The sequence below is a fragment of the Rhodopseudomonas sp. BR0M22 genome, assembly GCF_010907035.1.
GTDB lineage: Bacteria > Pseudomonadota > Alphaproteobacteria > Rhizobiales > Xanthobacteraceae > Rhodopseudomonas.
On the sequence record NZ_QUMK01000004.1, the window covers coordinates 22811 to 48652 of the forward strand.

Sequence of the window (25842 nt, forward strand, 5' to 3'; positions counted from 1 at the left end):
AGTCGAGCGCGTCGTTCGGCAGCGTCATGCAGTTCGAAGCGATTGCAGAACAATAGTCGTCTCCGACGACACAACAAAACGTGGGAAAGCGCCGATGGCCTCACAGTCTCAAGCAAGCCGATATCGTTGGATCGTGCTCCTGCTGATTTTTCTGTCCTACATGATCGCCGGTGCCGACAGGGCGAACATCGGTGTCGTTGTCCCGTTCATGAAGAAGGAATTCGAACTCAGCAACACTGATATCGGTGCGATGGCGAGCCTGTTCTACCTTGGCTATGCGTTCATCCAGGTCCCGGTCGGTCTGCTGTATGAGAAGTTCGGCGTGCGGCGCATCTTCACTTTCGCAATGGTGGCGACGTCGTTGTCGACGATGTTTCTCGGCTTCGCGCACAGTGCTTTGCAACTGAAGATCGGTCGCGTGCTGCTTGGCCTGGCGGAAGGGCCGATCAATGTCGGCATTCTCACCGTCATCAATCGCTGGTTTCCGCCCCACGAGAAGGCGACCGCGGTCGGGGTGTTCATGTCGTCGATTAAATTCGCGCCAGCGGTCGTGCCGCCGCTTTGCGCGTTCATCATCTACACTTTCGGGTGGCGCGAGGTCTTCTACATCTTCGCGCTGCCGGGACTGTTCATTGCCGCCATCTGGTTCTTCTGCGTGAGTGACGATCCGCGGCGCAGCCGCTTCGCGAATGCGCAGGAGGTCGCATACATCGAGTCGACCGCGGTGACCGATGGCAGTGCGCCGACCGACGGCGTGAAGACCCGCGCAGGCTGGCCGATCCTGGATCGACTGATCATGGCGCGCGAGATCCAGCCCCTTGCTGACAATGTCGCCATTCTGCGGTCGTGGAACGTCTGGGGATGCGCGCTCGGATACGGCTTCATCGTTGGCGTCGCCTATGCCATCATGACCTGGGTGCCGACCTATCTGATTAACGTAAAGCACTATCCCCTTTTTCAGATGGGGTTTGTTGCCGCGACGCCGTGGGTTGGAGCAATTATCGGCAATCTGATAGGCGGCGTGTTGTCCGATCGGTTGTTCGACAAGCGTCGCAAGCCGGTGATGATCCTGACGGCGGCGTCGACGGTGCTGATGATGTACGCGCTGATCTATTCACCGGGCGATCCGTTCCTGCTCGCGGGGTTGTTCATCGCCACCGGCATTCTTCTCAACCTCGGCTATTCCACGTTCTTGGTTTATCCGATGGGGCTGGTCGCCAAGGACAAGGTGCCGCTGGCATCCGCCATTGTGAATACCGTGGGGTCGCTCGGTGGTGCGTTTGCGCCGTTCGTCGTGGGCATGATTCTCGATCGCTACAGCTGGGACATGGTGTTCCTGTTCCTTGCCGCATCTTCGCTCGCCACTCTGGCGCTCGTCCTCACGATCATCGAGCCGATCGCGCTGTTTCGCCAGGCGCCTTCGGCTCCGGTGACGGAAGTCCCCCGCACCGAGCCGATCGCATAGCTGGGAAGGGCATTGCCAATGACGACCAAGCATAAAGTGCTGGTGACTACGCGCTTCTTCGATGACGCGGCAGAGGCGTATCTGCGGCAACACGGGTGCTCGATCGTCACCGCCGGCCTGCCGCATGGCCAGACCGATGTCGAATTGTCTGCCGCTCGCTTGCACGAGTTGCTCGCGGGTGTCAGCGGTTGGGTCGTGGGAGTGGCTCCGGTGACGCGGGAGGTCCTGGCGGCTTCCCCTGAGCTTCGGGTCATCGCTCGCCGCGGCGTCGGCTACGACAATGTCGACGTGGCGGCGGCTAAGGAGTTTGGCAAAGTCGTGACGATCGCGGCCGGAGGTAACGAGGCTTCGGTCGCCGACCATGCGATTGCGATGATGCTCGCACTCGCCAAACGGCTGCGCGAGACGCACGAGCGCATGACGGCGGGCCACTGGATTCCGCTGAGTGGCTCGGAACTGTACCGCAAGACCGTGGGACTCGTGGGCCTGGGACGGATCGCCCGCGGCGTCGCGCAGCGGTTACGCGGGTTCGAGGCCAAGATCCTGACTTACGATGTCGCGCCGGATCTGGCCTATGCCGAAAGCCACGACATTTCGGTGGTGGATCTGCCGACACTGTTGTCACAGAGCGATTATGTGAGCCTCCACCTTCCGTTGCTGCCGCAGACGGCGCATTTGATCGACGCGGCGGCTCTGGCGCTGATGAAACCCTCGGCGATTCTCATCAATACGGCGCGCGGCGGATTGATCGACGAGGCGGCGCTGCTGGCGGCGCTGCAGGACGGCCGGATCGCTGGTGCAGGTTTGGATGTTTTCGAGGCGGAAACTGACTCCAGCAAACGGCCCACGGCCGACGCACTGCTAGGGCTGCCCAATGTGATCGCATCGCCGCATGCTGGAGGGGCAAGTCGAGAGGCGCTGGCGCGCGCCAATCTGATTGCGGCGCAGACCGTCATCGATGTGCTCGACAATCGGACGCCTGCGGCCGAGCGTGTTGTCGTCGATGGGCGGTAGACCCGGCCGGGCGCGGCGCGTAATCCGCTCCCGCACTTCGCCCGGTTCGTCGTCAACCGAGCCGCTGATCGCGTGCGTCCTGGGTTTCTTCCGACGCTGCTTTGGTGGCCGCCGCCGCCACGCCCTTCTTGCTGGCGATCGCGATCGCCTTGCGGCCTGAGATTTCGTGGCCGGCGTCGTCCGGCATCTGCCAGAAGAAGTACGCCGACAGCGCTGCCAGGACCGCGACGACCACGAAGGCCGGACCGAAATCGCCGGCGCTGAGCTCGGTGACGTGGCGCAGCGCCATCGTGGTCTCCACCGAGAACGCGCCGATTGCCACGCCGGCGGAGATCGCGAGCTGCTGGCCGACACTGACCAGCGTGGTCGCCCGGCTCATCTGTGCCTGCTCGACTTCGGCATAGGCGACGGTGTTGATCGCGGTGAATTGCAGCGAGCGGAAGAAGCCCCCGACCACCAGGATGATCATGATCAGCAGCAGCGGGGTGCCGGGGGTGAACAGCGCGCAGGCGGCGAGAAACACCGAGCTGACCACGGCGTTCACCGTCATGATGTTGCGGAAGCCGAAGGTGCGGATGATCCGCGCCGCCAGCGTCTTCATCCCGATCGCGCCGACCGCGGAGGCGAAAGTGACCAGACCGGAGTGAAACGGCGACAGGCCGAAGCCGATCTGCATCAACAGCGGCAGCAGGAACGGCAGCGCGCCGATGCCGAGCCGGAACAGGAATCCGCCGACCAGGCTGGAGCGCAGCGTCGTCAGGCGCAGCAGCGAGAAGTCCAGCACCGGCGCGGGCACCCGGCGGGAATGGAACACGTACAGCGTCATTGCGATCGCGCCGACGCCGATCAGCGCGGTCACCACGGTCCATGGCAGCAGATTGAGGCCGGCGACCGACAGCCCGAAAGCGATACCGGCGACGCCGATCCCGGCCAGCACCAGCCCCCACAGGTCGAACTTTTCGAGGTGGTCGCTGCGGATCGGGTCGATATACCGCAGCGCCATCACGATCCCGATGAGCCCGATCGGAATGTTGATCAGGAAGATCCAGTGCCAGGAGAAGTACGTGGTGATGAAGCCGCCGAGCGGCGGCCCGATCACCGGGCCGATCAGTGCCGGTACGGTCACCCAGGCCATCGCCCCGACCAGCGCGCTCTTGTCGATCGAGCGCAGCAGCACCAACCGCCCGACAGGAGTCATCATCGCCCCTCCGATGCCCTGGACGATGCGGGCGATGACGAAATCGGTGATCGAGCTCGACAATGCGCAGCCGATCGAGCCGACCATGAACACCGCAATCGCGATCGAGAAAACCGTGCGTGCGCCGAACCGGTCGGCGGTCCAGCCCGACGCCGGAATGAAAACTGCCAGCGACAGCAGATAAGACGTGATCGCCAGTTTCAGCGTCAGCGGCGAGGTGCCGATGTCGGCGGCGATCGCCGGCAATGAGGTCGCGATCACGGTGGCGTCCATGTTCTCCATGAACAGCGCGGCAGCCACGATCAGCGGAATAACTCGATCTTTGTTCATCGGAGATTTCGACCAGAGGAGGGCGCTCGGGCTGTAGCACCGTGTCGCGGCCCCGGCTATTGCGGAGCTTGCGCGGTTACCTAAATCCTCCGTGACCGGGCCACATTCCTCATGGCGGAATCGCTTTGAGATGTGCAGCCGGTGATCACGATGAGCGGCGCCTCGATCGGTTCCGCGACGGAGATTGGCCGATGATCTACCTGCTCGCTGCCTTCCTGCCGCCGCTCGGCCTGTTGTTCAACGGCCAGCCACTGTCGGCGGTGTTCAACCTCGTGCTGCTGGTGGTGTGCATCGTCCTCGGACTGATCTTCCACCCGCTGCTGGTGATCCCCTCGCTACACGCGCTGATTGCCGTGCGGATGGAGCGCGAAAAGCGCATGCACCGCGAAGTCGTGGAGGCGATCCGCGAACACGGCCTTCCGCCGGGCTATCGGCGCTGAGCGCGCCGTCGGCAAAACGCCTCATGGACAATGGGAATCGTCGCAAAAGCAGCGGTTTCGTGCTAGTCTGCCACAATGACCGTCGCCCTTCGGATGCCTCCTGATTTTGCGGCCGAGCTGGAGCGGAAGTATTTCTGGTGGGAGGCTGTCGACGCCGCGCCGCGCACGGAGGCCCGCATCCTGGCACAGGCGATGAGCTTCGCCAATTTCGATGAGGTGCGGAGGCTGGAGACCGTGCTGGGTCCCGACGCGCTGGTCGAAGTGATGCTGGCGGCGCAGCCGGGTTGGATCGATCCGCGCTCCTGGGAGTTCTGGCGGGGTCGCCTGCAGCGGGCGACCGGCCGGTCGATCCCGGACATCCCGCCGCAGAGAAAGTTCGATGCCGGAGACGTTTGAGCCGTGCCTTGAGGTGCTGCCGGAAGCCCAGCGACAGATTTGGCCGCTGCTCGGATTCAGCTCCGGCCTGAACTTCGTGCTCTATGGCGGGACCGCGGTCGCGCTGCATCTCGGCCATCGCGTTTCGGTCGATTTCGACTTTTTCCGTTCCGAGCCTCTCGACAAGCATCAGGTGGGCGCCGCCCTCGATCGACTTCCCAATTCCGACATCGTCCAGGAAGCCAAGGATACGCTGGTGGTTCGGGTGGCGATGCCGGCCGGTGCGGTCAAGTTGTCATTCTTCGGCGGCCTCAACTTCGGCAGGCTCGCCCCGCCATTGCTGACCGCTGACCGTGTGATGCGGGTTGCGTCGCGCCAGGATTTGCTGGCAACCAAGCTGAAGGCGATCTTGGACCGGGCCGAAGCCAAGGATTATCGGGACATCGCGGCGTTACTGGCGTCGGGCGAATCGTTGCCCCGTTCGTTGGCAGGCTTTTCGAAGATGTTCGGCCGCGATCCCGCTCTGCCATTGCGGGCGATTGGATTCTTTGAGGACGGCGACCTCGCCGCGGTACCCGAAGCGGACCGCCGAGTGCTCCGCTCGGCCCGCGATGCCGTCAGCGAAATCCCTGAAATTGCGTTGATTTCCGGCTCGCCGGCGGGCCCTTGAGGAATGCTTGGGGAGCGGGGCGGGGCTGTCGTGCTTGCCTCTTTGATTCGTCATATCCCCATGCTATCGACCACCGCCAACCCTACCGACGGGCTCGATTCGACGGTGCCGCACCCAGCGGCGCCGAACGTGCCTCCCGTCCCCGCAAAATCGAGCGCGGCCTTCGGCGCCGCTGAACGGAGTTGGCCATGGCGTCAGTGAGCGCATCCCCGCAATTTGTCGAAGCTCTCACCTTCGACGACGTGCTGCTGAAGCCCGGCCTGTCGGACGTGCTGCCGTCCGAGGTCGACATCCGCTCGCGCATCACCCGCGCGATCCCGCTCAACATCCCGATCATCGCCTCGGCCATGGACACGGTCACCGAAGCCCGGATGGCCATCGCGATGGCGCAGGCCGGCGGCATCGGTGTGATCCATCGTAACTTCGATCCGGAAGGGCAGGCCGCGCAGGTCCGCCAGGTCAAGAAGTTCGAGTCCGGCATGGTGGTCAACCCGCTCACCATCAGCCCGGACGCCAAGCTGGCCGACGCGCTAGCGCTGATGAATCAGTACGGCTTCTCCGGCATTCCGGTGGTCACCGGCGCCCAGGGCCACGGCCCCGGCAAGCTGGTGGGCATCCTGACCAATCGCGACGTGCGCTTCGCCACCGATCCGTCCCAGAAGGTCTCGGAGCTGATGACGCACGAGAATCTCGTCACCGTGCGTGAGGGCGTCAGCCAGGGCGAGGCCAAGAAGCTGCTGCATCAGCACCGCATCGAGAAGCTGCTGGTGGTCGACGATCAGTATCGCTGCGTTGGCCTGATCACCGTCAAGGACATGGAGAAGGCGGTCGCGCATCCGCTGGCGTCGAAGGATGCGCAGGGCCGGCTCCGCGTCGCCGCCGCGACCACCGTGGGCGAGGGCGGTTATGAGCGTACCGAGCGGCTGATCGAAGCCGGCGTCGACGTCGTCGTGGTCGACACCGCGCACGGCCATTCGGCCCGTGTGCTCGACGCGGTCACCCGCATCAAGCGGATCTCCAATGAGGTTCAGGTGATCGCCGGCAACATCGCCACCCGCGACGGCGCTCAGGCGCTGATCGATTCCGGCGCCGACGCGGTCAAGGTCGGCATCGGTCCGGGTTCGATCTGCACGACGCGCATCGTCGCCGGCGTCGGCGTGCCGCAGCTCACCGCAATCATGGACGCGGTCGAGGCCTGCAAGAAGGCCGACGTGCCGGTGATCGCCGACGGCGGCATCAAGTACTCGGGCGACCTCGCCAAGGCGCTCGCTGCCGGCGCCGATATCGCCATGGTCGGCTCGCTGCTCGCCGGCACCGACGAGACTCCCGGCGAAGTGTTCCTGTGGCAGGGCCGCTCCTACAAGGCGTATCGCGGCATGGGCTCGGTCGGCGCGATGGCGCGCGGCTCGGCCGATCGTTACTTCCAGCAGGACATCAAGGACACGCTGAAGCTGGTGCCGGAAGGCATCGAGGGCCAAGTGCCGTACAAGGGCCCGGTCGGCAACGTCGTGCATCAGCTCGCCGGCGGCCTGCGCGCTGCAATGGGCTATGTCGGTGCTAAGGACCTCGGCGAATTCCACACCAAGGCGCAATTCGTCCGCATCACCGGCGCGGGACTGCGCGAAAGCCACGTCCACGACGTCACCATCACCCGCGAAAGCCCGAACTATCCGGGCGGGGTGTGAGGCGGCTGACTTAAGTAACGACCTCTTCTCAGTCATTCCGGGGCGCGCGTGAAACGCGCGAACCCGGAATCTGGAGATCGTCGCCGTCTCTGAGGTGCGCCGAACTGCGAGATTCCGGGTTCGCGCTTCGCGCGCCCCGGAATGACGATGAAGGCTGCCTGCACGGCTGCGCAGTTGGCGAATGCGGTGGTGTCGCTTACAGTCGCGGCCCTGACGACAACGAACATCAAAAAGGAAACGAAATGCCCAAGGGTCAGCGTATCGTGCTCGCGTCGCGTCCGGTCGGCGAGCCGACGCCGCAGAATTTCCGCCTCGAAGAGTTCGACGTTCCGGCGCCCGGCGAGGGGCAGGTACTGCTGCGGACGATCTGGCTGTCGCTCGATCCGTATATGCGCGGCCGCATGAGCGATGGTCCGTCCTACGCGCAGCCGGTGCCGGTTGGCGGCGTGATGGAAGGCGGCACCGTTTGTGAAGTGATCGATAGCAAGAGCCCGGCTTTTGCCAAGGGTGACATCGTGCTCGCGCATTCGGGCTGGGCGACGCATGCGGTCGCCGATGCCAAGCCGCTGCGCAAGATCGACCCGGCGCTGGGCCCGATCTCGACCGCGGTCGGCGTGCTCGGCATGCCGGGCATGACTGCCTATACCGGCCTTTTGGACATCGGGCAGCCGAAAGAAGGCGAGACTGTCGTTGTGGCTGCCGCGTCCGGCGCGGTCGGCTCCGCGGTGGGGCAGATCGCGAAAGTGAAGGGCGCGCGGGCGATCGGCATCGCTGGCGGCAGGGCCAAATGCGACTACGTCAAGCAGGAACTCGGCTTCGACGATTGCCTCGATCACCGCGACCCCGATCTCGCCGCAAAGCTGAAGGCGGCGTGTCCGAACGGCATCGACGTGTACTTCGAGAATGTCGGTGGCGAAGTGTTCGAGGCAGTGTTTCCGCTGTTCAACAACTTTGCCCGTATGCCGGTGTGCGGCCTGATCGCGCAGTACAACGCGTTCGAGACGCCGCCGACGCCGAAATGGGCGACCGCTTTGATGCGCCACGTGCTGACCAAGCGGCTCACCATCCGCGGCTTCATCGTCAGCGATTTCGCCGGCCGCCGTCAGGAATTCTTGCGCGAGATGTCGGAGTGGGTGCGCGACGGCAAGGTGAAGTACAAGGAGTTCGTCACCGAGGGCGTCGAGAGCGCGCCGGAGGCGTTCATCGGTCTGCTCAAGGGCGCGAATTTCGGCAAGCAGCTGGTCCGCGTCGGGCCGGACAAGGCGTAACCGGAAGCGCGGCGTGGCGGAGCCCCGGCATCGCCGGGACTCTGCGTTGCGGTGGCTCGATTGTCATCGGCGGGGGCGGCGGTTATAGCGGGGGCCGGAAAGCGTCGGACCGACAGTGCCCTTTGCGCAGGTCGCGTCCATGTTGTGACGCCGCTCGGCGCGTTGCGCGCCCTCGACCTGATTGAAAGCTCCGCATGACCCCCGCCGCACGGCTTTCCGCAGCCATCGATCTGATTTCGACCATCGACAGTCAGCGCATTCCCGCTGCCAAGGCCCTGAAAGAATGGGGGACCGCGCATCGCTACGCCGGGTCCGGGGATCGGGCGGCGATTGCCGGCCTGGTCTGGGACGTGCTGCGCCGGCGCGCGTCCAGCGCCTTCATCATGGATTCCGATACCGCCCGGGCGCGGGTGCTCGGCATGCTGAAGCTGGAGCGCGGGATGACGGCGGAGGCGATCGCGGCGCTGTGCGACGGTAGCCGGTTCGCGCCGGCGCCGCTGACCGACGCCGAACACGCCGCGCTGTCGGGGCGGACGCTGGACGGAGCGCCGCCGCATATCGCCGGCGACTATCCGGAATGGCTCGACGGCGCGCTCGCCGAGATGTTCGGCGAGGCCCGCGTCGCCGAGGCCGCAGCGATGGCCAGCCGGGCGCCGCTCGACCTGCGCGTCAACACGCTGAAAGCCGCGCGCGACAAGGTGCTGGCCTCGCTGGCGCATCTGCGCGCCAAGGCGTCGCCATGGTCGCCCTGGGGGCTGCGGATCGAACTGCCGGCCGACGCACGCAATCCCGGCGTCCAGGCAGAGCCGGATTTCATCAAGGGCGCGGTCGAGGTCCAGGACGAGGGCTCGCAGCTCGCGGCACTGTTTTCCGCCGCCAAGCCCGGCGAGCAGGTGATCGACCTCTGCGCCGGGGCCGGCGGCAAGACCCTGGCGCTGGCGGCGATGATGCAGGGCAAGGGCCGGCTGATCGCCACCGACGCCGACAAGCGCCAGCTCGCCCCGATCCACGAGCGGCTGTCGCGCGCCGGCGTCCACAACGCCGAGGTGAGGGCGCCGAAGGGCGAGGCCGATCCGCTGGCCGACATCAAGGGCAGCGCCGATCTGGTGCTTGTCGACGCGCCGTGCACCGGCACCGGCACCTGGCGTCGCAACCCGGACGCGAAATGGCGGATGCGCCCCGGCGCGCTGGACATCCGCCTCAAGGACCAGGCCGAGGTGCTCGGCCGTGCCGCGCGGCTGGTCAAGCCCGGTGGGCGGATCGCCTATGTCACCTGCTCGGTGCTGGCGCCCGAAAATACCGGCCAGATCCAGGCGTTTACCGCCGCCCATCCGGAGTTCGCCGTCGTCCCGCCGGCCGAGGTTGCGGCTGCGCTGTGGGACAAGACCGAGCTGTTCCTGGCCGCCGCCTGGACCTCGCCCGAAGGCCTGCTGATGACCCCGCGCCGCACCGGCACCGACGGGTTTTTCGTCAGCGTGCTGAAGCGCAGAGCCTGAACCGGGCGGGGCGCAGCGCTTCTTTTTTGAGTCCGCGTCCGCCCCAAGCACGGCGCGCTCCCTCTCCCGCGCACTGGAGAGGGCTGGGGTGAGGGCGCCCCAGGTACAGTGCGCTCCCTCGCCCCGCCCTTGCGGGGAGAGGGTTGGGTTGAGGGGCGCTGCGGGCACTGAGTCTCGGCCTTGCGGAGGCGCCCCTCACCCGACCCGCATGGGGAGAGGTCAGGGGACGCTGCCGCTCATCCTGTTTTCCCCGTTGCGAGCCGGGCTGCGGTCGCGTATCTGCTGCCCATGACAGCCCCCAGCACATCCTCCGCTTCGTCCGTCGTCCCCTCTGGCGCCGACACCTCGCCGCACGTCGCTGCGATCCACGAGAAGATCCTGATCGTCGACTTCGGCTCGCAGGTCACCCAGCTGATCGCCCGCCGCGTCCGCGAGGAGGGCGTGTATTCCGAGATCGTGCCGTTCCAGAAGGCGGAGGCCGCCTTCGCCGAGATGAAGCCGAAAGCCGTGATCCTGTCCGGCGGCCCGGCCTCGGTGCTGGACGACAACGCCCCCAGCGCACCGATGGCGATCCTGGAGGCCGGCGTGCCGGTGCTCGGCATCTGCTACGGCGAGCAGACCCTGGCCAAGCAGCTCGGCGGCACCGTCGAGGGCGGCCACCACCGCGAATTCGGCCGCGCCCAGATCGAGATCACCGACGACTGCGCGCTGTTCGACGGCGTCTGGCAGAAGGGCGGCAAATACGACGTCTGGATGAGCCATGGCGACCGCGTCACCAAGCTGCCTGACGGTTTCCGTGCAGTGGCGCAGGCGCCGGGTTCGCCGATCTCGGTGATCGCCGACGACACCCGCAAGTTCTACGCGATGCAGTTCCACCCCGAAGTGGTGCACACCCCGGACGGCGCCAAGCTGCTGCGCAACTTCGTCCGCAAGGTCGCAGGCCTGACCGGCGACTGGACGATGCGCGCCTTCCGCGAGGAAGCGATCGAGAAGATCCGCGCCCAGGTCGGCAGCGGCAAGGTGATCTGCGGCCTGTCCGGCGGCGTCGATAGCGCGGTGGCGGCGGTGCTGATCCATGAGGCGATCGGCGATCAGCTCACCTGCGTGTTCGTCGACCACGGCCTGCTCCGCAAGGACGAGGGCAAGACCGTCGTCGACCTGTTCCGCCACCACTACAACATCCCGCTGGTGCACGTGGATGCGTCGGAGACCTTCCTCGGCGCGCTGAAGGGCGTCACCGATCCGGAGCAGAAGCGCAAGACCATCGGCAAGCTGTTCATCGACGTGTTCGAGGCCGAAGCCAGACGCGTCGGCGGCGCCGACTTCTTGGCGCAGGGCACGCTGTACCCGGACGTGATCGAAAGCGTGTCGTTCACCGGCGGTCCGTCGGTGACGATCAAGTCGCATCACAACGTCGGCGGCTTGCCCGAACGCATGAACATGAAGCTGGTCGAACCCTTGCGCGAACTGTTCAAGGACGAAGTCCGCGCATTGGGGCGTGAGCTCGGGCTGCCCGACGTGTTCGTCGGCCGCCATCCGTTCCCGGGTCCCGGCCTCGCGATCCGCTGCCCCGGCGAGATCACCGAAGAGAAGCTCGAAATCCTGCGCAACGCGGACGCGGTGTATATCGACCAGATCCGCAAGGCCGGCCTCTACGACGACATCTGGCAGGCGTTCGCCGTGCTGCTCCCGGTCCGCACTGTCGGCGTGATGGGCGACGGCCGCACCTATGAGTACGTCGTCGGCCTGCGCGCCGTAACGTCCACCGACGGCATGACCGCCGACTTCTACCCGTTTGAAATGTCCTTCCTCGGCGCCACCGCGACGCGGATCATCAACGAAGTGAAGGGCGTCAATCGCGTGGTGTACGACGTCACGAGCAAGCCGCCGGGGACGATTGAGTGGGAATGATTTTGTCGACCCATAGGATGAGTATTCGGTGTTGATGGGGGGGGATCACCTCTAATTTCTCACGGTGCTGAGCACGATGGCGGCAACAAATCGTTATTGGGTTGCTGCTGCGTCGCGGTTAGCGAGTGTCGGCGGGGGAGGATTTTGTTTGCCTCCCTGGTCTGTCCAGCCGGGCGGCAGGCCGATGCCGTCTCCGAGCAGGCCGACGACGCCGGGCAACCTTCCGAAAGCTTCGCAGGCTGGATATTTGGGTGCAGCGCCGAGGGCAGCCATCAGCGCGTTGGCCGACGGAGCTGAAGGGAGGCCACCGAACGGCGTCTTCCCGATCACGAGCATCTTGCTGAAATCGTCACCGAACGATGCCGCGAGACCATAGGCGTCGCCTTCCTCGGCCACCCGACCCGGATCGAGCGCTGTGGCGCCGCGGCCCCAGACCATCGCAGCCTTTTGGTTGCCGCGGTCGTCGGTCGCTTCGGCCTCGAGCGACAGGCTGCCGAGGCCGATCGGGATGCGCGGAATGGGGAAGGGGACGCCGGGAAGAAGCACTGTTTTGGCCACGAACGCGCCTTTGGAGAGGCCGACTGCCACGGTGTTGGTTGGTGTGACGTGGGTGATGACGGCTCGCACGGTGAGATCGGCCGGCTCCGCTCCGCTCACGACCCGAAAACGCTCACTCAAACCATAACAGAGTGTCCTGTCGGCGGCATTCGTGACGAGTCTGCGCTGTGTCGCCGTGAGCGGTCCGCGACCGTCGGGGTCCGGAAACGCCGTCGGAACAATCCGCACCGTCTTTGCTGCAAGTACGTCTTCCCGGCTCACCTTCAGGAGTGAGCGGGTCACGAGCCCGTCCGACGGCTTGAGATCGGCATAGCCGTGGAGCGATCCGGCACGGTTCAGGGGGGCGGTGGCGCATCCCGACATCAATCCCGACAGAACCACCGCCGTGCAACAGGTGAAGTCGGCCGAACGGCGAAGGGACGGCGCGGGAGGGGGCATAAGGATGGTTTCCGAGATGCGTGAATAATTGCACTCGGGTGTAATTTAAAAGTGCGGCCGTTTTGTGAAAACATTGCACTCAGGTGTAATTTTACTTCGAGCGCAATTGATGGGAAAAGGCGCTCATGAAAGAGCTGCAGACAAAACAGGACGTTTCCGAGAAGCCGGAAGGCCTTCGCGAGCGAAAGCGGCGCGAGACCTTGCAGCGCATCTCCGACGCCGCGCTCGAGCTGTTTCTCAACAAGGGCTTTGATGCGACGACGCTGGATGAGATCGCCGAGGCCGCCGGCATCTCCCGCAGAACCTTCTTCTACTATTTCGCGAGCAAGGACGACATTCTCACCGCATATCTTGGCCGACGCACGGACGAACTGAGGGCGGCTGTGCTCCAGAGCTCATCGGCTGGCGAGCCCATCGATGTGGTTTGCAACGCGTTGCTCAAGCTCGCGTCCAAGTTTGGCGATCGCAAAACGATTGCGACCGCGGGGCTGGTGTCAGGCAGCGAGTTCTTGGGTACTCGCGCTCAGAGCCGGTATCAGACATTCGAGCAAGGTGTTGCCGACGCGCTGTTCGAGATCTGGCCAAAGAAGGATCGCCGCGACGGCTTGCGGTTGGTCGCCATGGTCTCGATCGGCGCCCTGCGGCTTGGCGTCGATCGATGGCTCGAACACGGTGGCAAGCGTCCGCTCGCCAAGTACATCGAGGACGCCTTCAGGAATTTGAAGGCAGAGATCTAAGCTCTGGTCGGGATACCCGGACCGGAGCAAGCAGTGCCGGCTATCTCCGCCCGCTCACCCCGTCCGCAGCATCGCCGCCGCGAAGTTCCGATACGTGTGCAGCGGCCTGCCCAGCAGCTTGGTGAGCCGCTAGACATCTCCGGTCTCCGGGATCGTGCCGTCGCTGACGTCGCGTTCGGCCATGAGGTGCATTTTGTAGGCAGTTCTTTCGGCCTGAAGCTCACCATGGTCTGCTCGAAGCCGCTCGGATCGTCGCCGGAAAAGATCCACGAAGGATACCCGAACCGTGATATCGCGCTCTCTCAACCGACAAAGACGGAAATGATCAGGGCGTTGACGATGTCGATGAAGAAGCCGCACACTAGGGGCACGACGATGAAGGCGCGGTGGGCGGCGCCGTATTGCTGGGTGACCGCTGTCATGTTGGCAATGGCCGTGGCTGTCGAGCCCAGCGCGATTCCGCCGAAGCCCGCCGAGATCACCACAGCCTCGTAGTCCTTCCCCATAAACCGGAACACGATCGATATGGCGAAGATGACCGCCAGGATGATCTGCACGACAAGGGCCGAGGCGACGAAGGTGAAGACGCCATTGAGCTGCCAGAGCTGAAGTCCCATGAGCGCCATGGTCAGGAACAGGCCGAGGGCGAGGTCGGAGACGAGCGCCAGCCCGTCGTCCACGCCGGGCCAAAGTTTCTGGACGCGCGAGCTGACGGCGATGGGCATGAGGTTGCGGATCAGGATTCCGGCCATCAGGCAGCTCACGAAGGCGGGCAGGTTCAGGCCTGTGCGTGTCAGCGCATCATGAATGCCGAGCCCGAGGATGATGGCGAGGTTCAAAGCCAGCACTGCCCAAAGGATGCAGAAGTAGTCGAGCTTGGGCTGACGGCCGTCATTGGAAACGCCGATGGAGAGTTCAGGGTCGTCGGTGGCGGCGACGCTGTGACGCTTCATCAGGAAGGCGGCCACGGGGCCGCCGATCATGCAGGCCGCGATCAGCCCGACTGTGTTGGCCGCAACCCCCAATTCCATGGCGTTCGGGATGCCCAGCTGCTCGGTGAATGTCGGGGCCCAGGCGAGCGTCGTGCCGATGCCACCGGTCAGCGAGATCGAGCCCACCATCAGTCCGGCCTTGGCTTCGAGTCCGAACAGCGAAGCCATGCCCATGCCGGCGAAGTTCTGGATCAGCATGAGGACGACAGCGAGCGACAGCAGGATGACCAGCGGTCGGCCGCCGGCCAGAAGCATCTTGACCTCGGCCTTCAGTCCGATGCCGGCAAAAAACAACAGCAGCAGAAAGTCGCGCATCGCGAGATCGAAGGTGACCGGCCGATCGAAAAGCGTGTAGCTGAGCGCAACCACCGCTGTGCACAGGAAGCCGCCGATGACCGGCTCGGGAATGGAGTATTTGCGCAGCAGCGGCGCGTTCAGTGTCGCGATCTTGCCGGTCAGAAGCAGGATGACGGCGATCGTGAACGTATAGAAGGCATCGATTTCCATAGGCTTTTCGGATTCCAATGGGGACCAGGCAGGGACAGCAGTTTTGTCATCACTGCGGACGGGGGGATCGGGCTGCTCGCTCAACGCGCGCGATTGGCAGTCACCGGGAGGGGCGGGCGTGGGACACCGCGATGCGCTTATGCCGGCGAAGGCGTGGTTTGGGCGGGTCTGAGCTCCGAAGAGAAACGCTTGTCTGCCGTTCCACGAGATAGCGGATCGGCGGCTTGCCGACCATCTTGCGAAACATCGTCACGAAACTGCTGGCGCTCTCGTAGCCAAGGTCGAGAGCGACGGTCTGGACCGTCTCGCCCGCGCTCAGCCGCCGCAGCGCGAGGATGACGTGGAGCTGGCGACGCCAGTGGCCGAAACTCATGCCGATCTCGTCCATCAATATGCGGCTGAGACTGCGCTCGCTGAGCGCGACCCGACCGGCCCATTCCGCAACGGTCGCATGGTCCGCCGGCGATGACACTAACAGCTCGGCGAGCTGTTTCAGTCGCTGATCGGAGGGGATCGGAAGGCAGAGCTGCTCGACCGGAGCTTTGGCGAGCTCATCGAGAATCACCGCAACGATGCGGCCGTCGGGGCCATCGACGTCGTAGCGCTCCGGCAACTCGCTCGCCCTGATCAGCAGATGCCTCAGCAGATCCGAAATCGCGATCGTGCAACATGTGACCGGCCGGCCCGCGGCCGCATCCGGCGCGACGAAAAGGCAGATGCATTCCACCTCGCCGGAGCCGAAGGCCGCATGCGGCAGACCGCCGGGAATCCAGATGGCGCATTGCGGCGGCACGATCCAGACGCCGTCTTCGACCTCGCAGTTGATGACGCCTCTGGCGCAATACAGCAGCTGCGCCTTGTCGTGACGATGCCGCTTGGATTGCTCGATGCTCTCGAGGCTGCCGACACCATTCGCTGCGACGAGGTCGCGCGGGACCTCATCGACATACGATGACCAATCTCCTCGGAGAGTCCGATCCACGGGGCTCGCTGCGACAACCATTTGGCCGGTTTAAAACATGCAATGTCGTGGTTGCGCAATGACGCCAATTGCGCGTCGCTCTATCGTCGAGGCTAGGCTCAGGTTGACGCGGCTCGCCGCCGCCGACCGATCGTAGATGGATGGACCTGGGATGGACGACAGCAGACAAATCCAGCTTCCGCTCGTTTGGCTGATCACGGCGGTCGGCGTGACGATCTACGGCATGATTCAGATTTTCACCTACCTGGCGCATGCCGGCGCGCAAGAGGCAACGCCGCCGCTGAACTTCACCGCCGCGCAAGTGTGGACGATCGCGGCCTTCTACGGTGCTTGGGTGATCCCGGCTCTGCTGGCGCTGATCGAGCGACGCGTGGCCCATTGGGCGTCACTGATCCTCGGCGGGATTCTCGTGGTGCTGACGACGCTCGCGGGCGTGTTCGACGGCATCCGCGACGGCGGCCATCTTGTTGTCTTGGTGCTGTTGGCCGTCACGCTTCCCGGCGCAGCCGCGACCGCGCTGTCGTGGCGGCGGCTTCGGGCCGCCTGATCAGTACGACAGACCGATAAGGAGCAAGCCATGCCGATGGACAACTCGAATTTCCCTTTCGTCTGGATGAGCTACACAGACGGCCCCGGTCACGATCATGACGAGGACTTCGCATCGTTTGAAGAGAATCTGAAGCGCGGCGAGCCGTTCGTGGTGCTGACCGATTCCGCCCCGAGCGAAGACCATGAGCATTCGCAGACGGAACGAAAGCGGACGTCGCTGTGGATGAAGAAGCACAAGGCCGAGCTGCGGAAGCTCGTGCTGGCCATGATCATCGTCGAGCCGAGCGCCGCCAAGCGCCTCGCGTTGAAGGCGTTCGGCATCACGTTCCAGAAGTTCTGGGGCTACCCGATGCTGCTCGCCTCGTCGCGCGACGAGGCGATGGCGATCGGTCGCAAACTGCTGTCGGATCGCGCCGGGCCGAACGCTGCCAGCACGAAATCGGCGCGGGCTGCGGTGGGGAGCTTGGGGAGCGGTACGACGTCGTAGCCCAGCGCCGGATAGGCTGCGGATAGGCGGTCGTATTCGGCAACGGCCTCGTCGAAACCGTGGCGGCGGCCGTCGTCGGCGACGTAGATCTCGGGCCAGGGCGGGGCCATGAACATGCGAGGGTGATAACGGTGCGCCGCGGCCAGCGGGCGCAGCACGTCGTCGCCGGTCAGGGCCTGCAGCGCCGCTGCCGCATCGATCAGGCCGCGGTCGAAGAAGGTCCAGCCGGTGTTCTTCGCCGCCGCCGCATGGTCGGCGATTGCCATCGCGATCGCGCGGCGCAGGAACGCGGCGAGATCGCACCACGGCAGCGCGCTGCCACCGACAGCCGTCTCCTCGGCGATGATGCGGCGGCCGGGCTCTTCGACCACGCGATGTCCTCTCGCCTTTAACTCGGCGAGCAGGCTGGATTTTCCGCCGCCGGAGCAGCCGGAGATCACCACAAGTCCACCGTTCAAACCTGACACTCCTGTGTTGCGGATTGACGCTGCGCGATTGAAGCGAAGTCTGCGGCGTGAGGAGCGCATCGAAGATCGCTGATCGGGTTGCTACGGCTCCCGAAGGGGGACGGCCCGGGCCCTCGACGTCGCGTGTTTGGGCCCGCTACGTCGTGTCCCGGGCCCGTTCAGCTTACCCCATCATCCCGATCGCCTTGCGATTTGCGATCTGGACGGGTGAAGCTGGAAGTGACGGGTCGAACTCACCCTTTGGTAGCAGCGGGGGTTGAGCCAAGAAGCGCGGCTGAGACCCTCGATGCGGTTGTGCCGAATGCACGAGGAAGGGATGGCAAAGATAGACCGTTCCTGCCTCGCCGGTGGCGAGCACCACATCGTAATTCTCGGTCGAAGCGAAGTTGTCGGCTGCGAGTTCACCGAGGGTGAGGCCTCGCTCGCCATGCGGCAACAACTGCCTGGCTATCGGCAGATGCGAGCCACAGCGGATGCGGGTCGGCGCATCATTCTCTCCGATGTCCGAGAAGAGGAACAGCATCAGCAGAGCACGTCCGCTGCTCTTGACGTTGGCGCGCCATTGCAGGAAGTCGGGATGATCGGTCCCGAAGCTGACGTCGATGTGCCATCCCGTGTCGCCGGGATCGATCGCAGAGGGGAAGCGGATGGGAAACGTCCCAAGCCCGTTTGGCCTCAGCCAGCGTCCAGCACCCACCAGAGCGTCATATGCGCGGTGCAGGATCGGCGTGTTCGCGGCCTCAACAAACGGGCCGCAAGTCATGAAGCCAAGACGAACGACCGGCTGTTTCCAAGTCTCCGGTGCATCTGGCGAAAGGCCCATGGCGTTCCACAGTTGATCCCGCCCCAGACGAGCGAGTTCGTTATCGAAAGCACCTGCGAGCTTGAGATATCCGTGGTCGATGAAGTGCTCGATCTGAGCGGGGCTTAGATCTGAATGATATGGGTCCGACATTCAATAAATCTCCGCACGACCTCCACTCGGGAACGGCCGTTGATGATCCAGACGGCATAGAAGTGCCGCGACGACGAACGCCGTCAGATCAGCGGAAAGTATGTGGATTTGAACATCATTGCCCCGATAATTTAGCGATACGTGGCCTCACAGGCAAGACACACGGGCAGACAGATCGATGCATGTCCGGGACCACAAAGCGCAGCGATCTGTACGTTTTTGTATTTGGTCGGCGTGATCGCGATTGTCGTATCGCCTGACCATCGTCGTGCGGCGGAGCGAGCGGCTCGCCCCGGCCGGAGATCGCCACGTCGCGATGATTCAAGCCCCACACTCTCTGTGCTGCGGTCGGAGCGGTCGCGACGGGCGTTTCGCGGTCCTCCGGTGCGGCAAAGATCGACCGGCACCCGGCAACAGTTTCCTGCATTCCGTGGAGCGCGATGCGCGCGTCATCGTCGGTTCGTTCAGAAACAACGAGAAATCATGCGGTTCCGGATGGCACGGCGGTTGCTTCGAGTCCGGCTGAGCGATTGGGTCGAAGAGTCCAGTCGAGCGATGGGATCGAAGGTGCGCCATGAGCATTTCCGGCATCGGGTCGTCTGCTGCGGCCCAGAGCATCACCCCGTGGAGCAGCAGCGCCAAGAGCGCGTCGGCTGCACCGGCATCTGCCGGCGGCGCGACGTCATCGGCATCGGGCAGCGGCGGTGTACAGAGGACCGACTTCACTCAGATGACCCGCAAGGATCTGTTCGACTGGATCAACAGCAAGATCGCCAGCGGCGAGATGAGTTTCGACGAGAGTTCGACCTTCGTCAGCATGACGGTGAGCTTTCGCGAAGACGGCACGTCCTCGGGGCTGGACGACACGCAGCAGGTCGATTTCATGCAGGCGCTGAGGGACGGCATGGCACGGGCGCAGAAGACCAACGATTCAGAGCTGTTCGACCGGCTGCAAGCCGCACTCCGCACCATGCAGCGCTATCAGGGCGAAGTCCGCGGCGTCGACATCACGGCGTGAGCGCTTTTGCGTATCGCGCAGCCATGGCACGCGCCATCTCTGCGATCGTGTCACGTAGATCGGTGGGATGCAGCACCTCGACCTCCGGACCGAGCCGGAGGAGTTCGGCTGCTGCGTGCCAGCAGGTTCTGCCAATCGGAATTCTTGCCGTGCGCCAGCCGTCGGCATCGGCGACATCGTCGAGCTGCGTCCGCGTTCTGACGTAAGGCTGGCTCAGCGCATTCAGCAGCTTAACGCCGATCGGCGACAGTCGGACGGTCGCCAGGTTGGGATGTAGTTCGGCCTCCATGCGTAGCGTCGCGCTCTGCCAGTAGGCGGCGAGATCGAAATCGGCCGGACGTTTGAAGCTGTCGTCGAGCGCCGTGCAGTCGAGCACGCGCGAGATCCGATAGGTCCGGACGCTGCGATCCACCTGTCCGGCGAGATACCAGCTACCGCCCTTCAACACCAGGCCGAGCGGGGCGACGCGGCGGCGCTTCTGCCCACGCCAGCTCTCGTAGCGGATGTCGATCAGCGTGCCGCGCAGCACAGCGCCGGCGACGGCGCGCAGATGCGCGGGTTCTTCGGACTCGCCGAACCAGCCCGGCGCATCGAGATGAAAGCGCTCCTGCATCCGCGCTGCGTCGTCGCGCAAATTCGCCGGCAGCGCAGCCATCAGCTTGTTCTGTCCGGCAATCATCGCCGCATCGAGCCCGAGCGCTGCGGCGGGGCCGGGCAGGCCGGCGAGGAACAGCGCTCCGGCTTCGCTCTGCGACAGCCCGTTCAGCCGCACGCGATAGCCGTCGAGCAGCCGATAGCCGCCGTCCGCTCCGCGGTCGGCATAGACCGGCACGCCCGACGCTGAGAGCGCGTCGATGTCGCGATAGATCGTCCGGACCGAGACTTCACAAGCCTCAGCCAGCTCCGGCGCGGTGGCGCGGCCCTTGGCCTGCAGGGTGGTGAGGATCGACAACATTCGGCTCGCTCGCATGAATCATTGAACCATACCTGACACAAGATGTCAGGTATGGGCTGCTACGACGGTCGCCTCGTAAGATGGCCGATGGAGACCGCCTTGACCGATCCGAACCGACTGACCCTGTTCTATTCGCCGCAAACCCGGGCAACCGGCGCGCGCGTGCTTCTGGAGGAATTGGGCGCGCCCTACGACCTCCATGTGCTCAACATGAAGGCCGGCGAGCAGCGCCAGCCGGCGTATCTCGCGGTCAATCCACTCGGCAAGGTGCCGGCGATCCGCTACAGCGACGCGCTGGTGACCGAGCAGGTCGCCATCACGATCTATCTCGCTGATCTGTTTCCGCAGGCGGGCCTCGCGCCGGCGCTGGATGATCCGCTGCGTGGTCCTTACTTGCGCTGGATCGCGTATTACGGCTCCTCCTTCGAACCGGCGGTCGTGGACAGGTTCATGCAACGCGAGCCAGCGCCCATTACGATGTCGCCCTATGCCGACTACGACACGATGCTCGGTGCCCTCGAAGCTCAACTCGCGCGCGGGCCGTATCTGCTCGGCGACCGCTTTACCGCCGCGGACGTGCTGTGGGGGATGGCGCTCGACTGGACGATGAATTTCGGCCTGGTGCCGAAGAACGACGTCTTCGTGCGCTACGCAGAGAGCATCACGGCGCGGCCCGCGTTTCAGCTTGTCAACGCGGCCGATGCCGAGATGGCGGCGCAGCATGCCGCCGCGACAGGTGCCTGAACCGGCATAATGGTTTAGAAACCGGCGACGGCGGACACCGCCGCGCGGATCAGTGCCTTCATCGCGCGTACCCCGACGCGCGATGATCCGCAATCCGCGTCAGGACCGGATGCTCTATCTAAATGTCCAGCTCGGCCCAGATCGCCGCGTGATCGGATGCCGCTTCGGCTTGTTTTGTGATCTCCGGATAGTGCGGGAACAGTTTTCCGTTCTTTCCGCCCCACACCCCCTTCCTGAAGATGCCACCGGCCGTCGCCTTGTCGAACAGCGCAGGCGACAGCAGGATGTAGTCGATCTTATTGGATGCCGTACCGTTCTTGTAGGTGCCCGGTCGGCCGTCATCGTCGAATCCCGGGATTTCGCTGATGTCCTTGAGGCCGGTCTGATGGAACAGCGGGCTGATTGGATCACTGTCGGGGGTGTCGTTGAAGTCGCCGATGATGGCGATATAGTCGTGCTGCTGCCGGATCTGCCGATAGATCGTCGCGACCCGTGACGCTTGGCGTTTGCGCTTCGCGTTCGAGCTGGCGAAGCTGCCGAATCCCTTGCTCTTGAAATGATTGATCAGCACGATCAGACGGTTGCCGTTGGCGGTAGATACTTCGTACTGCGCGCAGTCGCGGCTGAAGATCGTGCCGTCCTCGTCGGCGTCGTCGACATGACTGACGATCGAGAGAATATCGAACTTGTTGCGCGTCATCAGTCCGACGTCGATGCCGCGTTCGTCGTTGCCGTCGACGAGCATGATGTGATCGTAGGGTTTTCCGGCGACCGCGGGCAGGACATAGTTGGAAAAACGCACGAGCGCCGGCCGGCTTTCAGCCTCGACCACGCCGAGGACGTCGGCATCGATGTCGACGATGACCCGCGCGGTGTTCCGGGTCGCGCTCTCATTGACCTGCTCGACGACGAGATCGACCCAACCGATCCAGTCGCTCCGTCCGTCGGCGACAACGGTGATCTCGCCGCCGCTCCGCTTGACCAGATGGCCGCGGTTCTGGCGCAGAATAGCGAATTTGCTGTCGTCGGAGTTCTTCAGGCCGAGCTGGTCGAGCAGTTCGATGATCTTCGATTTGTCGGCGGTGGTATAACGTTGCTTGCCGAGGATGCGATTGATGTCGGCCTGAGCCTTCAGGATCTCACGCCCTTCCGCGAAGGTTTCGTTGTTGAGGGCGCGGGCCCGCAAAAACAGGTTCTCGACGTTGAACGAGGCGAGCTTCATCGCAATCACTCCGTTAAGAATTTGTCATGATACAAATGAATGGCAGTCGATCTGGAGAGTGACCGCAAAGCCCGATTCTGCCAACTCACATTCTGGCGGTCGACGGGGAAAGAGCCGCATGCGCCGTATCGCAAAATCCGACTTTCCGGTCTCTCGCGTGCGCCGCTATCTCGAGCCGGGGCCGATCGTGCTGGTGAGCTCGCATTGGCGCGGCGCGCACAACGTCATGACGCTCGGCTGGCACGTCGTGCTGGAATTTGCCCCCTCGCTGATCGGCCTGATGATCTCGAGCGGTAACCACTCGTTCGAGATGATCCGCGGCTCCGGCGAATGCGTTGTCAATCTGCCGACCACGGCGCTGACCGATATCGTCGTCGGCATCGGCAACACGTCGGGCGCCGAGATCGACAAGTTCGCCCATTTCGGACTGACGGCGGAGAAGGCGACGGCGGTTGCGGCGCCGCTGATCGCCGAATGCCACGCCGCGTTCGAATGCCGGCTGCACGACGATGCCATGGTCGACAAGTACAACTTCTTCATCTTCGAAGTCGTCAAAGCCCACGTCGCCGCCCGGCCGAAGCATCCGGAGACGCTGCATTACACCGGCGACGGCGTATTCATGGTCGCCGGCAAGACGATCAGCCGCAAATCGCTGTTCCGACCGGGGATGCTGTGAGTGCGGGCGGCGCCAATCAGGGCGCCGAAACGTTTGTGAGACCAACTGCCTTGGCGGCGCGGATTAAGCGTTGATCGAACGTGACGAAGCCATCGCAGGCCTCCGCGCAGCCGAGATGCAGGGCATCGGCGAAGTCCAGGCCGGCCTCGACGCGGTCGAGGGCGGCGGCGACCAGCGCTGGGTTCTCAAGCGTGACGCTGGGCAATCCGGCGAAGCTGCGGAGCGCGTGACATACCGCGGAACCATCGAACTCGTAGGCGCTGCGCAGCACCCATTCTGTCTCGAGCATCACCGTCGTGGCGACGAAGACGTCCTCGCCATCGATGGTGACGCGGGCTCGGGCGGATTGCATGGGATGATCACCGGTCAGATACCGGACGATCAGATTGGTATCAATCGCGCGCATGACGACGCCGTGCTTCCGCGGCTACCGCGGCGGCCATGTCGTCCAGCGATTTCGGTGGCCCGTCGAAGCGTAGCGAGGCGTAAACCTGATCCGGCCGGGTCGAAGCGAACAGCGGAGCAGGGCGCAGCAGCACGCCGTCAGGCGTCTCTTCGACGGTCAGTCGGGTGCCGGCCGGCCACTGCCGGCGCTGCCGGATCGCCTTGGGCAGGATGACCTGCCCCTTGGTCGAGACTGTCGTCGTTAGCTTGTCGGCCGGTGCTGCCATTGGTCGTGCCCTGTAAGACGAACGTAAGATAGGGCGGGCTTCGCCGGTCGACAAGCCAGAGCGATGCCGGAGGGTGGCTGTAGCCGCTCCCCAGGGGGCGGTAGTCACTCAACCCAGGTGATGCACCTGTTGCAAGCCATAGACCGGGGTGGGTAGGCCTTCCATCCGGGCTTTGAGCTGCAGCGCCAGGAACTGCGAGTAGTGGCGCGACTGGTGCAGATTGCCGCCGTGGAACCACAAGCCTTCCTGTTGGGTCGGCTTCCACATGTTGCGCTGCTCGCCTTCCCACGGGCCGGGGTCTTTGCGGGTGTTGGAGCCGAGGCCCCAGACTTTGCCGACCTTGTCGGCGACCTCTTTCGAGATCAGGTCCGCGGCCCAGCCGTTCATCGAGCCATAGCCGGTGGCGTAGACGACGAGATCGGCCGGCAGCTCGGTGCCGTCGCTGAGGATGACGGAATTTTCGGTCAGACGCTGAACGTCGACGCCGCTCTTCAGCTTGATCCGGCCGTCGGCGACCAGTTCGGAGGCGCCGACGTCGATGTAGTAGCCCGAGCCGCGGCGCAGATACTTCATGAACAGGCCGGAATCGTCGTCGCCGTAGTCGAGCATGAAGCCGGCCGCTTCCAGCCGCTTATAGAACTCGGCGTCGCGCTCCCGGATCGCGTTGTAAATCGGGATCTGGAATTCGTGCAGAATCTTGTAGGGCAGCGAGGCGAAGATCAGGTCGGCCTTGGCGGTGGTGATGCCGTTCTGCACCGCCTGCTCGGAGTAGAGACCCGCGAGCCCGAGCTCCATCAGCGAGTTCGACTTGACGATGTGGGTCGACGAGCGTTGCACCATGGTGACATCGGCGCCGGCTTCCCATAGCGCCGCGCAGATGTCGTGCGCCGAGTTGTTCGAGCCGATCACCACCGCCTTCTTGCCCTTCCACGCATCCGGCCCGGGATGCTGTGAGGAGTGGTGCTGATCGCCCTTGAACACGTCCATGCCCTCGAATTTCGGCATGTTCGGCTTGGCCGACATTCCGGTGGCGAGCACGAGCTGCTTCGGCTTCAGCGTGATCTCCTGGCCGTCGCGCTCGACCACCACGGTCCATTGCTTGGTGGCGTCATCGTAGGAGGCGCGCTTGCAGACGGTGGAGCCCCAGTAGTTCAGCTCCATCACCTTGGTGTACATCTCCAGCCAGTCGCCGATCTTGTCTTTCGGCGCAAACACCGGCCAGTTCGGCGGGAACGGCAGATAGGGCAGGTGGTCGTACCACACCGGGTCGTGCAGGCAGAGCGACTTGTAGCGCTTGCGCCAGCTGTCGCCTGGGCGCTCGTTCTTCTCGATGATGAGCGTCGGCACGCCGAGCTGGCGTAGCCGCGCGCCGAGCGCGATGCCGCCCTGGCCGCCGCCGATGATCACGCAGTAAGGCTGACGGGTGATGCCGAGTTCGGCGGCCTCGGCGTCGCGTTCTTCCTTCCAGGTCTTGCGGCTGGGATCAGCGCCGTGCCTGACGCCCATCGGGCGCTGAAAGCCTTGCGGCTCTTCGAAGCCTTTCAGTTCGGCCATGGTGGTGAGCAGCGTCCAGATCCGGCCGTCCTTGATGCGGAGATGGCCGACGCCGCGGGCGAGCGCGGTGTCGAACTGAATGAAGCACTCGACGATGCCGTCGGTCTCGGCGGCGTCCTCGCCGTCGGCGATCCGCCAATGCGACGGCTTGGTATCGGCGAGCCGTGCGGTCAGCATGTCGCGGACCTGGTCCTTACCTTCCATGGTCTTGATGTTCCAGGTGAAGGCGATCAGATCGCGCCAGTAGCAGTCGGTCTGAAACAGATCGACTGCGCAGTCGATGTCGCCGGCGCTCAGCGCGTCGTCGAGTTGTCCGAGGAGCGTGGTGACTTTGCCGTTCGGTGCGGTGTCGAGCATGCTGATCCTCCCATCGTGATTTGTTGCGGCGCGATAGGCGCTCTTGTTAGTTCGACGATCCTAACATCGGCCGCCCGGGAGGCGAGGGCGAAGCCGGTGCGGTCCAGCAATCGTGATCATG

The 25842-nt window shown here is 64.4% G+C and carries 25 protein-coding genes; 14 read left to right on the forward strand and 11 right to left on the reverse strand.

Annotated features, from left to right (window positions below):
• Positions 1-94: 94 nt before the first annotated feature.
• Entirely contained in the window at positions 95-1465 is a 1371-nt protein-coding gene (locus DY468_RS02060; RefSeq protein ID WP_164601927.1) for an MFS transporter, read from the forward strand.
• A gap of 18 nt (positions 1466-1483) precedes the next feature.
• Positions 1484-2479, forward strand: a complete 996-nt coding sequence (locus DY468_RS02065; RefSeq protein ID WP_164601929.1) for a phosphoglycerate dehydrogenase — start codon at positions 1484-1486, stop codon at positions 2477-2479.
• 52 nt (positions 2480-2531) lie between these two features.
• On the opposite strand, the gene DY468_RS02070 is transcribed toward DY468_RS02065, so the two are convergent.
• The gene (locus tag DY468_RS02070; protein WP_164601930.1) at positions 2532-4007 is read right to left on the reverse strand and encodes a DHA2 family efflux MFS transporter permease subunit; all 1476 of its coding nucleotides are present in this window, start codon (positions 4005-4007) and stop codon (positions 2532-2534) included.
• A gap of 191 nt (positions 4008-4198) precedes the next feature.
• On the opposite strand from DY468_RS02070, the gene DY468_RS02075 reads away from it, so the two are divergent.
• The 7 genes from DY468_RS02075 (at position 4199) to guaA (ending at position 11852) form a co-directional block, all read left to right on the forward strand.
• Positions 4199-4447 (forward strand): hypothetical protein, encoded by a 249-nt coding sequence (locus tag DY468_RS02075; protein WP_164601932.1) that lies wholly within the window; start codon positions 4199-4201, stop codon positions 4445-4447.
• Between the two features lie 75 nt (positions 4448-4522).
• A complete protein-coding gene (locus DY468_RS02080) occupies positions 4523-4843 on the forward strand; it encodes a hypothetical protein (RefSeq protein ID WP_164601934.1) in 321 nt (106 codons plus the stop codon).
• On the forward strand, positions 4827-5492 hold the full coding sequence (locus DY468_RS02085) for a nucleotidyl transferase AbiEii/AbiGii toxin family protein (RefSeq protein ID WP_164601936.1): 666 nt from the start codon (positions 4827-4829) through the stop codon (positions 5490-5492). Before DY468_RS02080 ends, DY468_RS02085 begins: the two co-directional genes overlap by 17 nt.
• Positions 5493-5680: 188 nt before the next feature.
• A complete protein-coding gene (guaB, locus tag DY468_RS02090) occupies positions 5681-7177 on the forward strand; it encodes an IMP dehydrogenase (RefSeq protein ID WP_164601938.1) in 1497 nt (498 codons plus the stop codon).
• A 242-nt stretch (positions 7178-7419) separates the two neighbouring features.
• Entirely contained in the window at positions 7420-8445 is a 1026-nt protein-coding gene (gene curA, locus DY468_RS02095; protein ID WP_164601939.1) for an NADPH-dependent curcumin/dihydrocurcumin reductase, read from the forward strand.
• Positions 8446-8639: 194 nt separating this feature from the next.
• Positions 8640-9941, forward strand: coding sequence for an RsmB/NOP family class I SAM-dependent RNA methyltransferase (locus DY468_RS02100; RefSeq protein ID WP_164601941.1), 1302 nt, complete (start codon positions 8640-8642; stop codon positions 9939-9941).
• 288 nt (positions 9942-10229) lie between these two features.
• On the forward strand, positions 10230-11852 hold the full coding sequence (guaA, locus tag DY468_RS02105; RefSeq protein WP_164601943.1) for a glutamine-hydrolyzing GMP synthase: 1623 nt from the start codon (positions 10230-10232) through the stop codon (positions 11850-11852).
• A 93-nt stretch (positions 11853-11945) separates the two neighbouring features.
• On the opposite strand, the gene DY468_RS02110 is transcribed toward guaA, so the two are convergent.
• Positions 11946-12848: a DUF3313 domain-containing protein gene (locus DY468_RS02110; protein ID WP_164601945.1), complete on the reverse strand. Its 903-nt coding sequence runs from the start codon at positions 12846-12848 to the stop codon at positions 11946-11948.
• 125 nt (positions 12849-12973) lie between these two features.
• On the opposite strand from DY468_RS02110, the gene DY468_RS02115 reads away from it, so the two are divergent.
• Positions 12974-13585 (forward strand): TetR family transcriptional regulator, encoded by a 612-nt coding sequence (locus DY468_RS02115; protein WP_013502946.1) that lies wholly within the window; start codon positions 12974-12976, stop codon positions 13583-13585.
• A gap of 302 nt (positions 13586-13887) precedes the next feature.
• Here DY468_RS02115 and gltS read toward each other — a convergent pair whose 3' ends face one another.
• Together gltS and DY468_RS02125 are read right to left on the reverse strand one after the other, a co-directional pair.
• Complete coding sequence (gene gltS / locus DY468_RS02120; RefSeq protein ID WP_164601947.1) at positions 13888-15084, reverse strand: sodium/glutamate symporter; 1197 nt, start codon at positions 15082-15084, stop codon at positions 13888-13890.
• Positions 15085-15184: 100 nt separating this feature from the next.
• Complete coding sequence (locus tag DY468_RS02125; RefSeq protein ID WP_205511803.1) at positions 15185-16087, reverse strand: AraC family transcriptional regulator; 903 nt, start codon at positions 16085-16087, stop codon at positions 15185-15187.
• Between the two features lie 187 nt (positions 16088-16274).
• Here DY468_RS02125 and DY468_RS02130 point away from each other — a divergent pair, with 187 nt between their 5' ends.
• Positions 16275-16613 carry a hypothetical protein gene (locus tag DY468_RS02130; RefSeq protein WP_349644231.1) on the forward strand — a complete coding sequence of 113 codons (339 nt, stop codon included), beginning with the start codon at positions 16275-16277 and terminating at the stop codon, positions 16611-16613.
• A gap of 344 nt (positions 16614-16957) precedes the next feature.
• On the opposite strand, the gene DY468_RS02140 is transcribed toward DY468_RS02130, so the two are convergent.
• Both DY468_RS02140 and DY468_RS02145 read right to left on the reverse strand, forming a co-directional pair.
• Positions 16958-17560 (reverse strand): AAA family ATPase, encoded by a 603-nt coding sequence (locus DY468_RS02140; protein ID WP_246700853.1) that lies wholly within the window; start codon positions 17558-17560, stop codon positions 16958-16960.
• A gap of 172 nt (positions 17561-17732) precedes the next feature.
• Positions 17733-18524, reverse strand: a complete 792-nt coding sequence (locus tag DY468_RS02145; RefSeq protein WP_164601954.1) for a phytanoyl-CoA dioxygenase family protein — start codon at positions 18522-18524, stop codon at positions 17733-17735.
• 574 nt (positions 18525-19098) lie between these two features.
• Between DY468_RS02145 and DY468_RS02150 the strand changes: the two genes are divergently transcribed.
• A complete protein-coding gene (locus DY468_RS02150) occupies positions 19099-19542 on the forward strand; it encodes a hypothetical protein (protein WP_164601956.1) in 444 nt (147 codons plus the stop codon).
• On the opposite strand, the gene DY468_RS02155 is transcribed toward DY468_RS02150, so the two are convergent.
• On the reverse strand, positions 19532-20512 hold the full coding sequence (locus DY468_RS02155; protein ID WP_164601958.1) for a helix-turn-helix transcriptional regulator: 981 nt from the start codon (positions 20510-20512) through the stop codon (positions 19532-19534). The genes DY468_RS02150 and DY468_RS02155 overlap by 11 nt on opposite strands.
• An 84-nt stretch (positions 20513-20596) precedes the next feature.
• Between DY468_RS02155 and DY468_RS02160 the strand changes: the two genes are divergently transcribed.
• Complete coding sequence (locus DY468_RS02160) at positions 20597-21241, forward strand: glutathione S-transferase family protein (protein WP_164601960.1); 645 nt, start codon at positions 20597-20599, stop codon at positions 21239-21241.
• A 118-nt stretch (positions 21242-21359) separates the two neighbouring features.
• Here DY468_RS02160 and DY468_RS02165 read toward each other — a convergent pair whose 3' ends face one another.
• Positions 21360-22463, reverse strand: coding sequence for an endonuclease/exonuclease/phosphatase family protein (locus DY468_RS02165; RefSeq protein WP_164601962.1), 1104 nt, complete (start codon positions 22461-22463; stop codon positions 21360-21362).
• A gap of 118 nt (positions 22464-22581) precedes the next feature.
• On the opposite strand from DY468_RS02165, the gene DY468_RS02170 reads away from it, so the two are divergent.
• Complete coding sequence (locus DY468_RS02170) at positions 22582-23139, forward strand: flavin reductase family protein (RefSeq protein ID WP_164601963.1); 558 nt, start codon at positions 22582-22584, stop codon at positions 23137-23139.
• A 16-nt stretch (positions 23140-23155) separates the two neighbouring features.
• On the opposite strand, the gene DY468_RS02175 is transcribed toward DY468_RS02170, so the two are convergent.
• From DY468_RS02175 to DY468_RS02185, 3 genes are all read right to left on the reverse strand, one after another.
• Positions 23156-23545, reverse strand: a complete 390-nt coding sequence (locus DY468_RS02175) for a type II toxin-antitoxin system VapC family toxin (RefSeq protein ID WP_164601965.1) — start codon at positions 23543-23545, stop codon at positions 23156-23158.
• Positions 23532-23810, reverse strand: a complete 279-nt coding sequence (locus DY468_RS02180) for an AbrB/MazE/SpoVT family DNA-binding domain-containing protein (protein WP_164601966.1) — start codon at positions 23808-23810, stop codon at positions 23532-23534. Before DY468_RS02180 ends, DY468_RS02175 begins: the two co-directional genes overlap by 14 nt.
• Before the next feature lie 108 nt (positions 23811-23918).
• Positions 23919-25721, reverse strand: a complete 1803-nt coding sequence (locus DY468_RS02185; RefSeq protein ID WP_164601968.1) for an NAD(P)/FAD-dependent oxidoreductase — start codon at positions 25719-25721, stop codon at positions 23919-23921.
• Positions 25722-25842: the final 121 nt, after the last annotated feature.

What these genes read in the sequence shown, in the direction of transcription:
- DY468_RS02060 (WP_164601927.1), top strand. Translation starts at nt 95, where the DNA reads ATGGCCTCACAGTCTCAAGCAAGCCGATATCGTTGGATCGTGCTCCTG.
- DY468_RS02065 (WP_164601929.1), top strand. Translation starts at nt 1,484, where the DNA reads ATGACGACCAAGCATAAAGTGCTGGTGACTACGCGCTTCTTCGATGAC.
- DY468_RS02070 (WP_164601930.1), bottom strand. Translation starts at nt 4,007, where the DNA reads ATGAACAAAGATCGAGTTATTCCGCTGATCGTGGCTGCCGCGCTGTTC.
- DY468_RS02075 (WP_164601932.1), top strand. Translation starts at nt 4,199, where the DNA reads ATGATCTACCTGCTCGCTGCCTTCCTGCCGCCGCTCGGCCTGTTGTTC.
- DY468_RS02080 (WP_164601934.1), top strand. Translation starts at nt 4,523, where the DNA reads ATGACCGTCGCCCTTCGGATGCCTCCTGATTTTGCGGCCGAGCTGGAG.
- DY468_RS02085 (WP_164601936.1), top strand. Translation starts at nt 4,827, where the DNA reads ATGCCGGAGACGTTTGAGCCGTGCCTTGAGGTGCTGCCGGAAGCCCAG.
- guaB (WP_164601938.1), top strand. Translation starts at nt 5,681, where the DNA reads ATGGCGTCAGTGAGCGCATCCCCGCAATTTGTCGAAGCTCTCACCTTC.
- curA (WP_164601939.1), top strand. Translation starts at nt 7,420, where the DNA reads ATGCCCAAGGGTCAGCGTATCGTGCTCGCGTCGCGTCCGGTCGGCGAG.
- DY468_RS02100 (WP_164601941.1), top strand. Translation starts at nt 8,640, where the DNA reads ATGACCCCCGCCGCACGGCTTTCCGCAGCCATCGATCTGATTTCGACC.
- guaA (WP_164601943.1), top strand. Translation starts at nt 10,230, where the DNA reads ATGACAGCCCCCAGCACATCCTCCGCTTCGTCCGTCGTCCCCTCTGGC.
- DY468_RS02110 (WP_164601945.1), bottom strand. Translation starts at nt 12,848, where the DNA reads ATGCCCCCTCCCGCGCCGTCCCTTCGCCGTTCGGCCGACTTCACCTGT.
- DY468_RS02115 (WP_013502946.1), top strand. Translation starts at nt 12,974, where the DNA reads ATGAAAGAGCTGCAGACAAAACAGGACGTTTCCGAGAAGCCGGAAGGC.
- gltS (WP_164601947.1), bottom strand. Translation starts at nt 15,084, where the DNA reads ATGGAAATCGATGCCTTCTATACGTTCACGATCGCCGTCATCCTGCTT.
- DY468_RS02125 (WP_205511803.1), bottom strand. Translation starts at nt 16,087, where the DNA reads ATGGTTGTCGCAGCGAGCCCCGTGGATCGGACTCTCCGAGGAGATTGG.
- DY468_RS02145 (WP_164601954.1), bottom strand. Translation starts at nt 18,524, where the DNA reads ATGTCGGACCCATATCATTCAGATCTAAGCCCCGCTCAGATCGAGCAC.
- DY468_RS02150 (WP_164601956.1), top strand. Translation starts at nt 19,099, where the DNA reads ATGAGCATTTCCGGCATCGGGTCGTCTGCTGCGGCCCAGAGCATCACC.
- DY468_RS02155 (WP_164601958.1), bottom strand. Translation starts at nt 20,512, where the DNA reads ATGCGAGCGAGCCGAATGTTGTCGATCCTCACCACCCTGCAGGCCAAG.
- DY468_RS02165 (WP_164601962.1), bottom strand. Translation starts at nt 22,463, where the DNA reads ATGAAGCTCGCCTCGTTCAACGTCGAGAACCTGTTTTTGCGGGCCCGC.
- DY468_RS02170 (WP_164601963.1), top strand. Translation starts at nt 22,582, where the DNA reads ATGCGCCGTATCGCAAAATCCGACTTTCCGGTCTCTCGCGTGCGCCGC.
- DY468_RS02175 (WP_164601965.1), bottom strand. Translation starts at nt 23,545, where the DNA reads ATGCGCGCGATTGATACCAATCTGATCGTCCGGTATCTGACCGGTGAT.
- DY468_RS02180 (WP_164601966.1), bottom strand. Translation starts at nt 23,810, where the DNA reads ATGGCAGCACCGGCCGACAAGCTAACGACGACAGTCTCGACCAAGGGG.
- DY468_RS02185 (WP_164601968.1), bottom strand. Translation starts at nt 25,721, where the DNA reads ATGCTCGACACCGCACCGAACGGCAAAGTCACCACGCTCCTCGGACAA.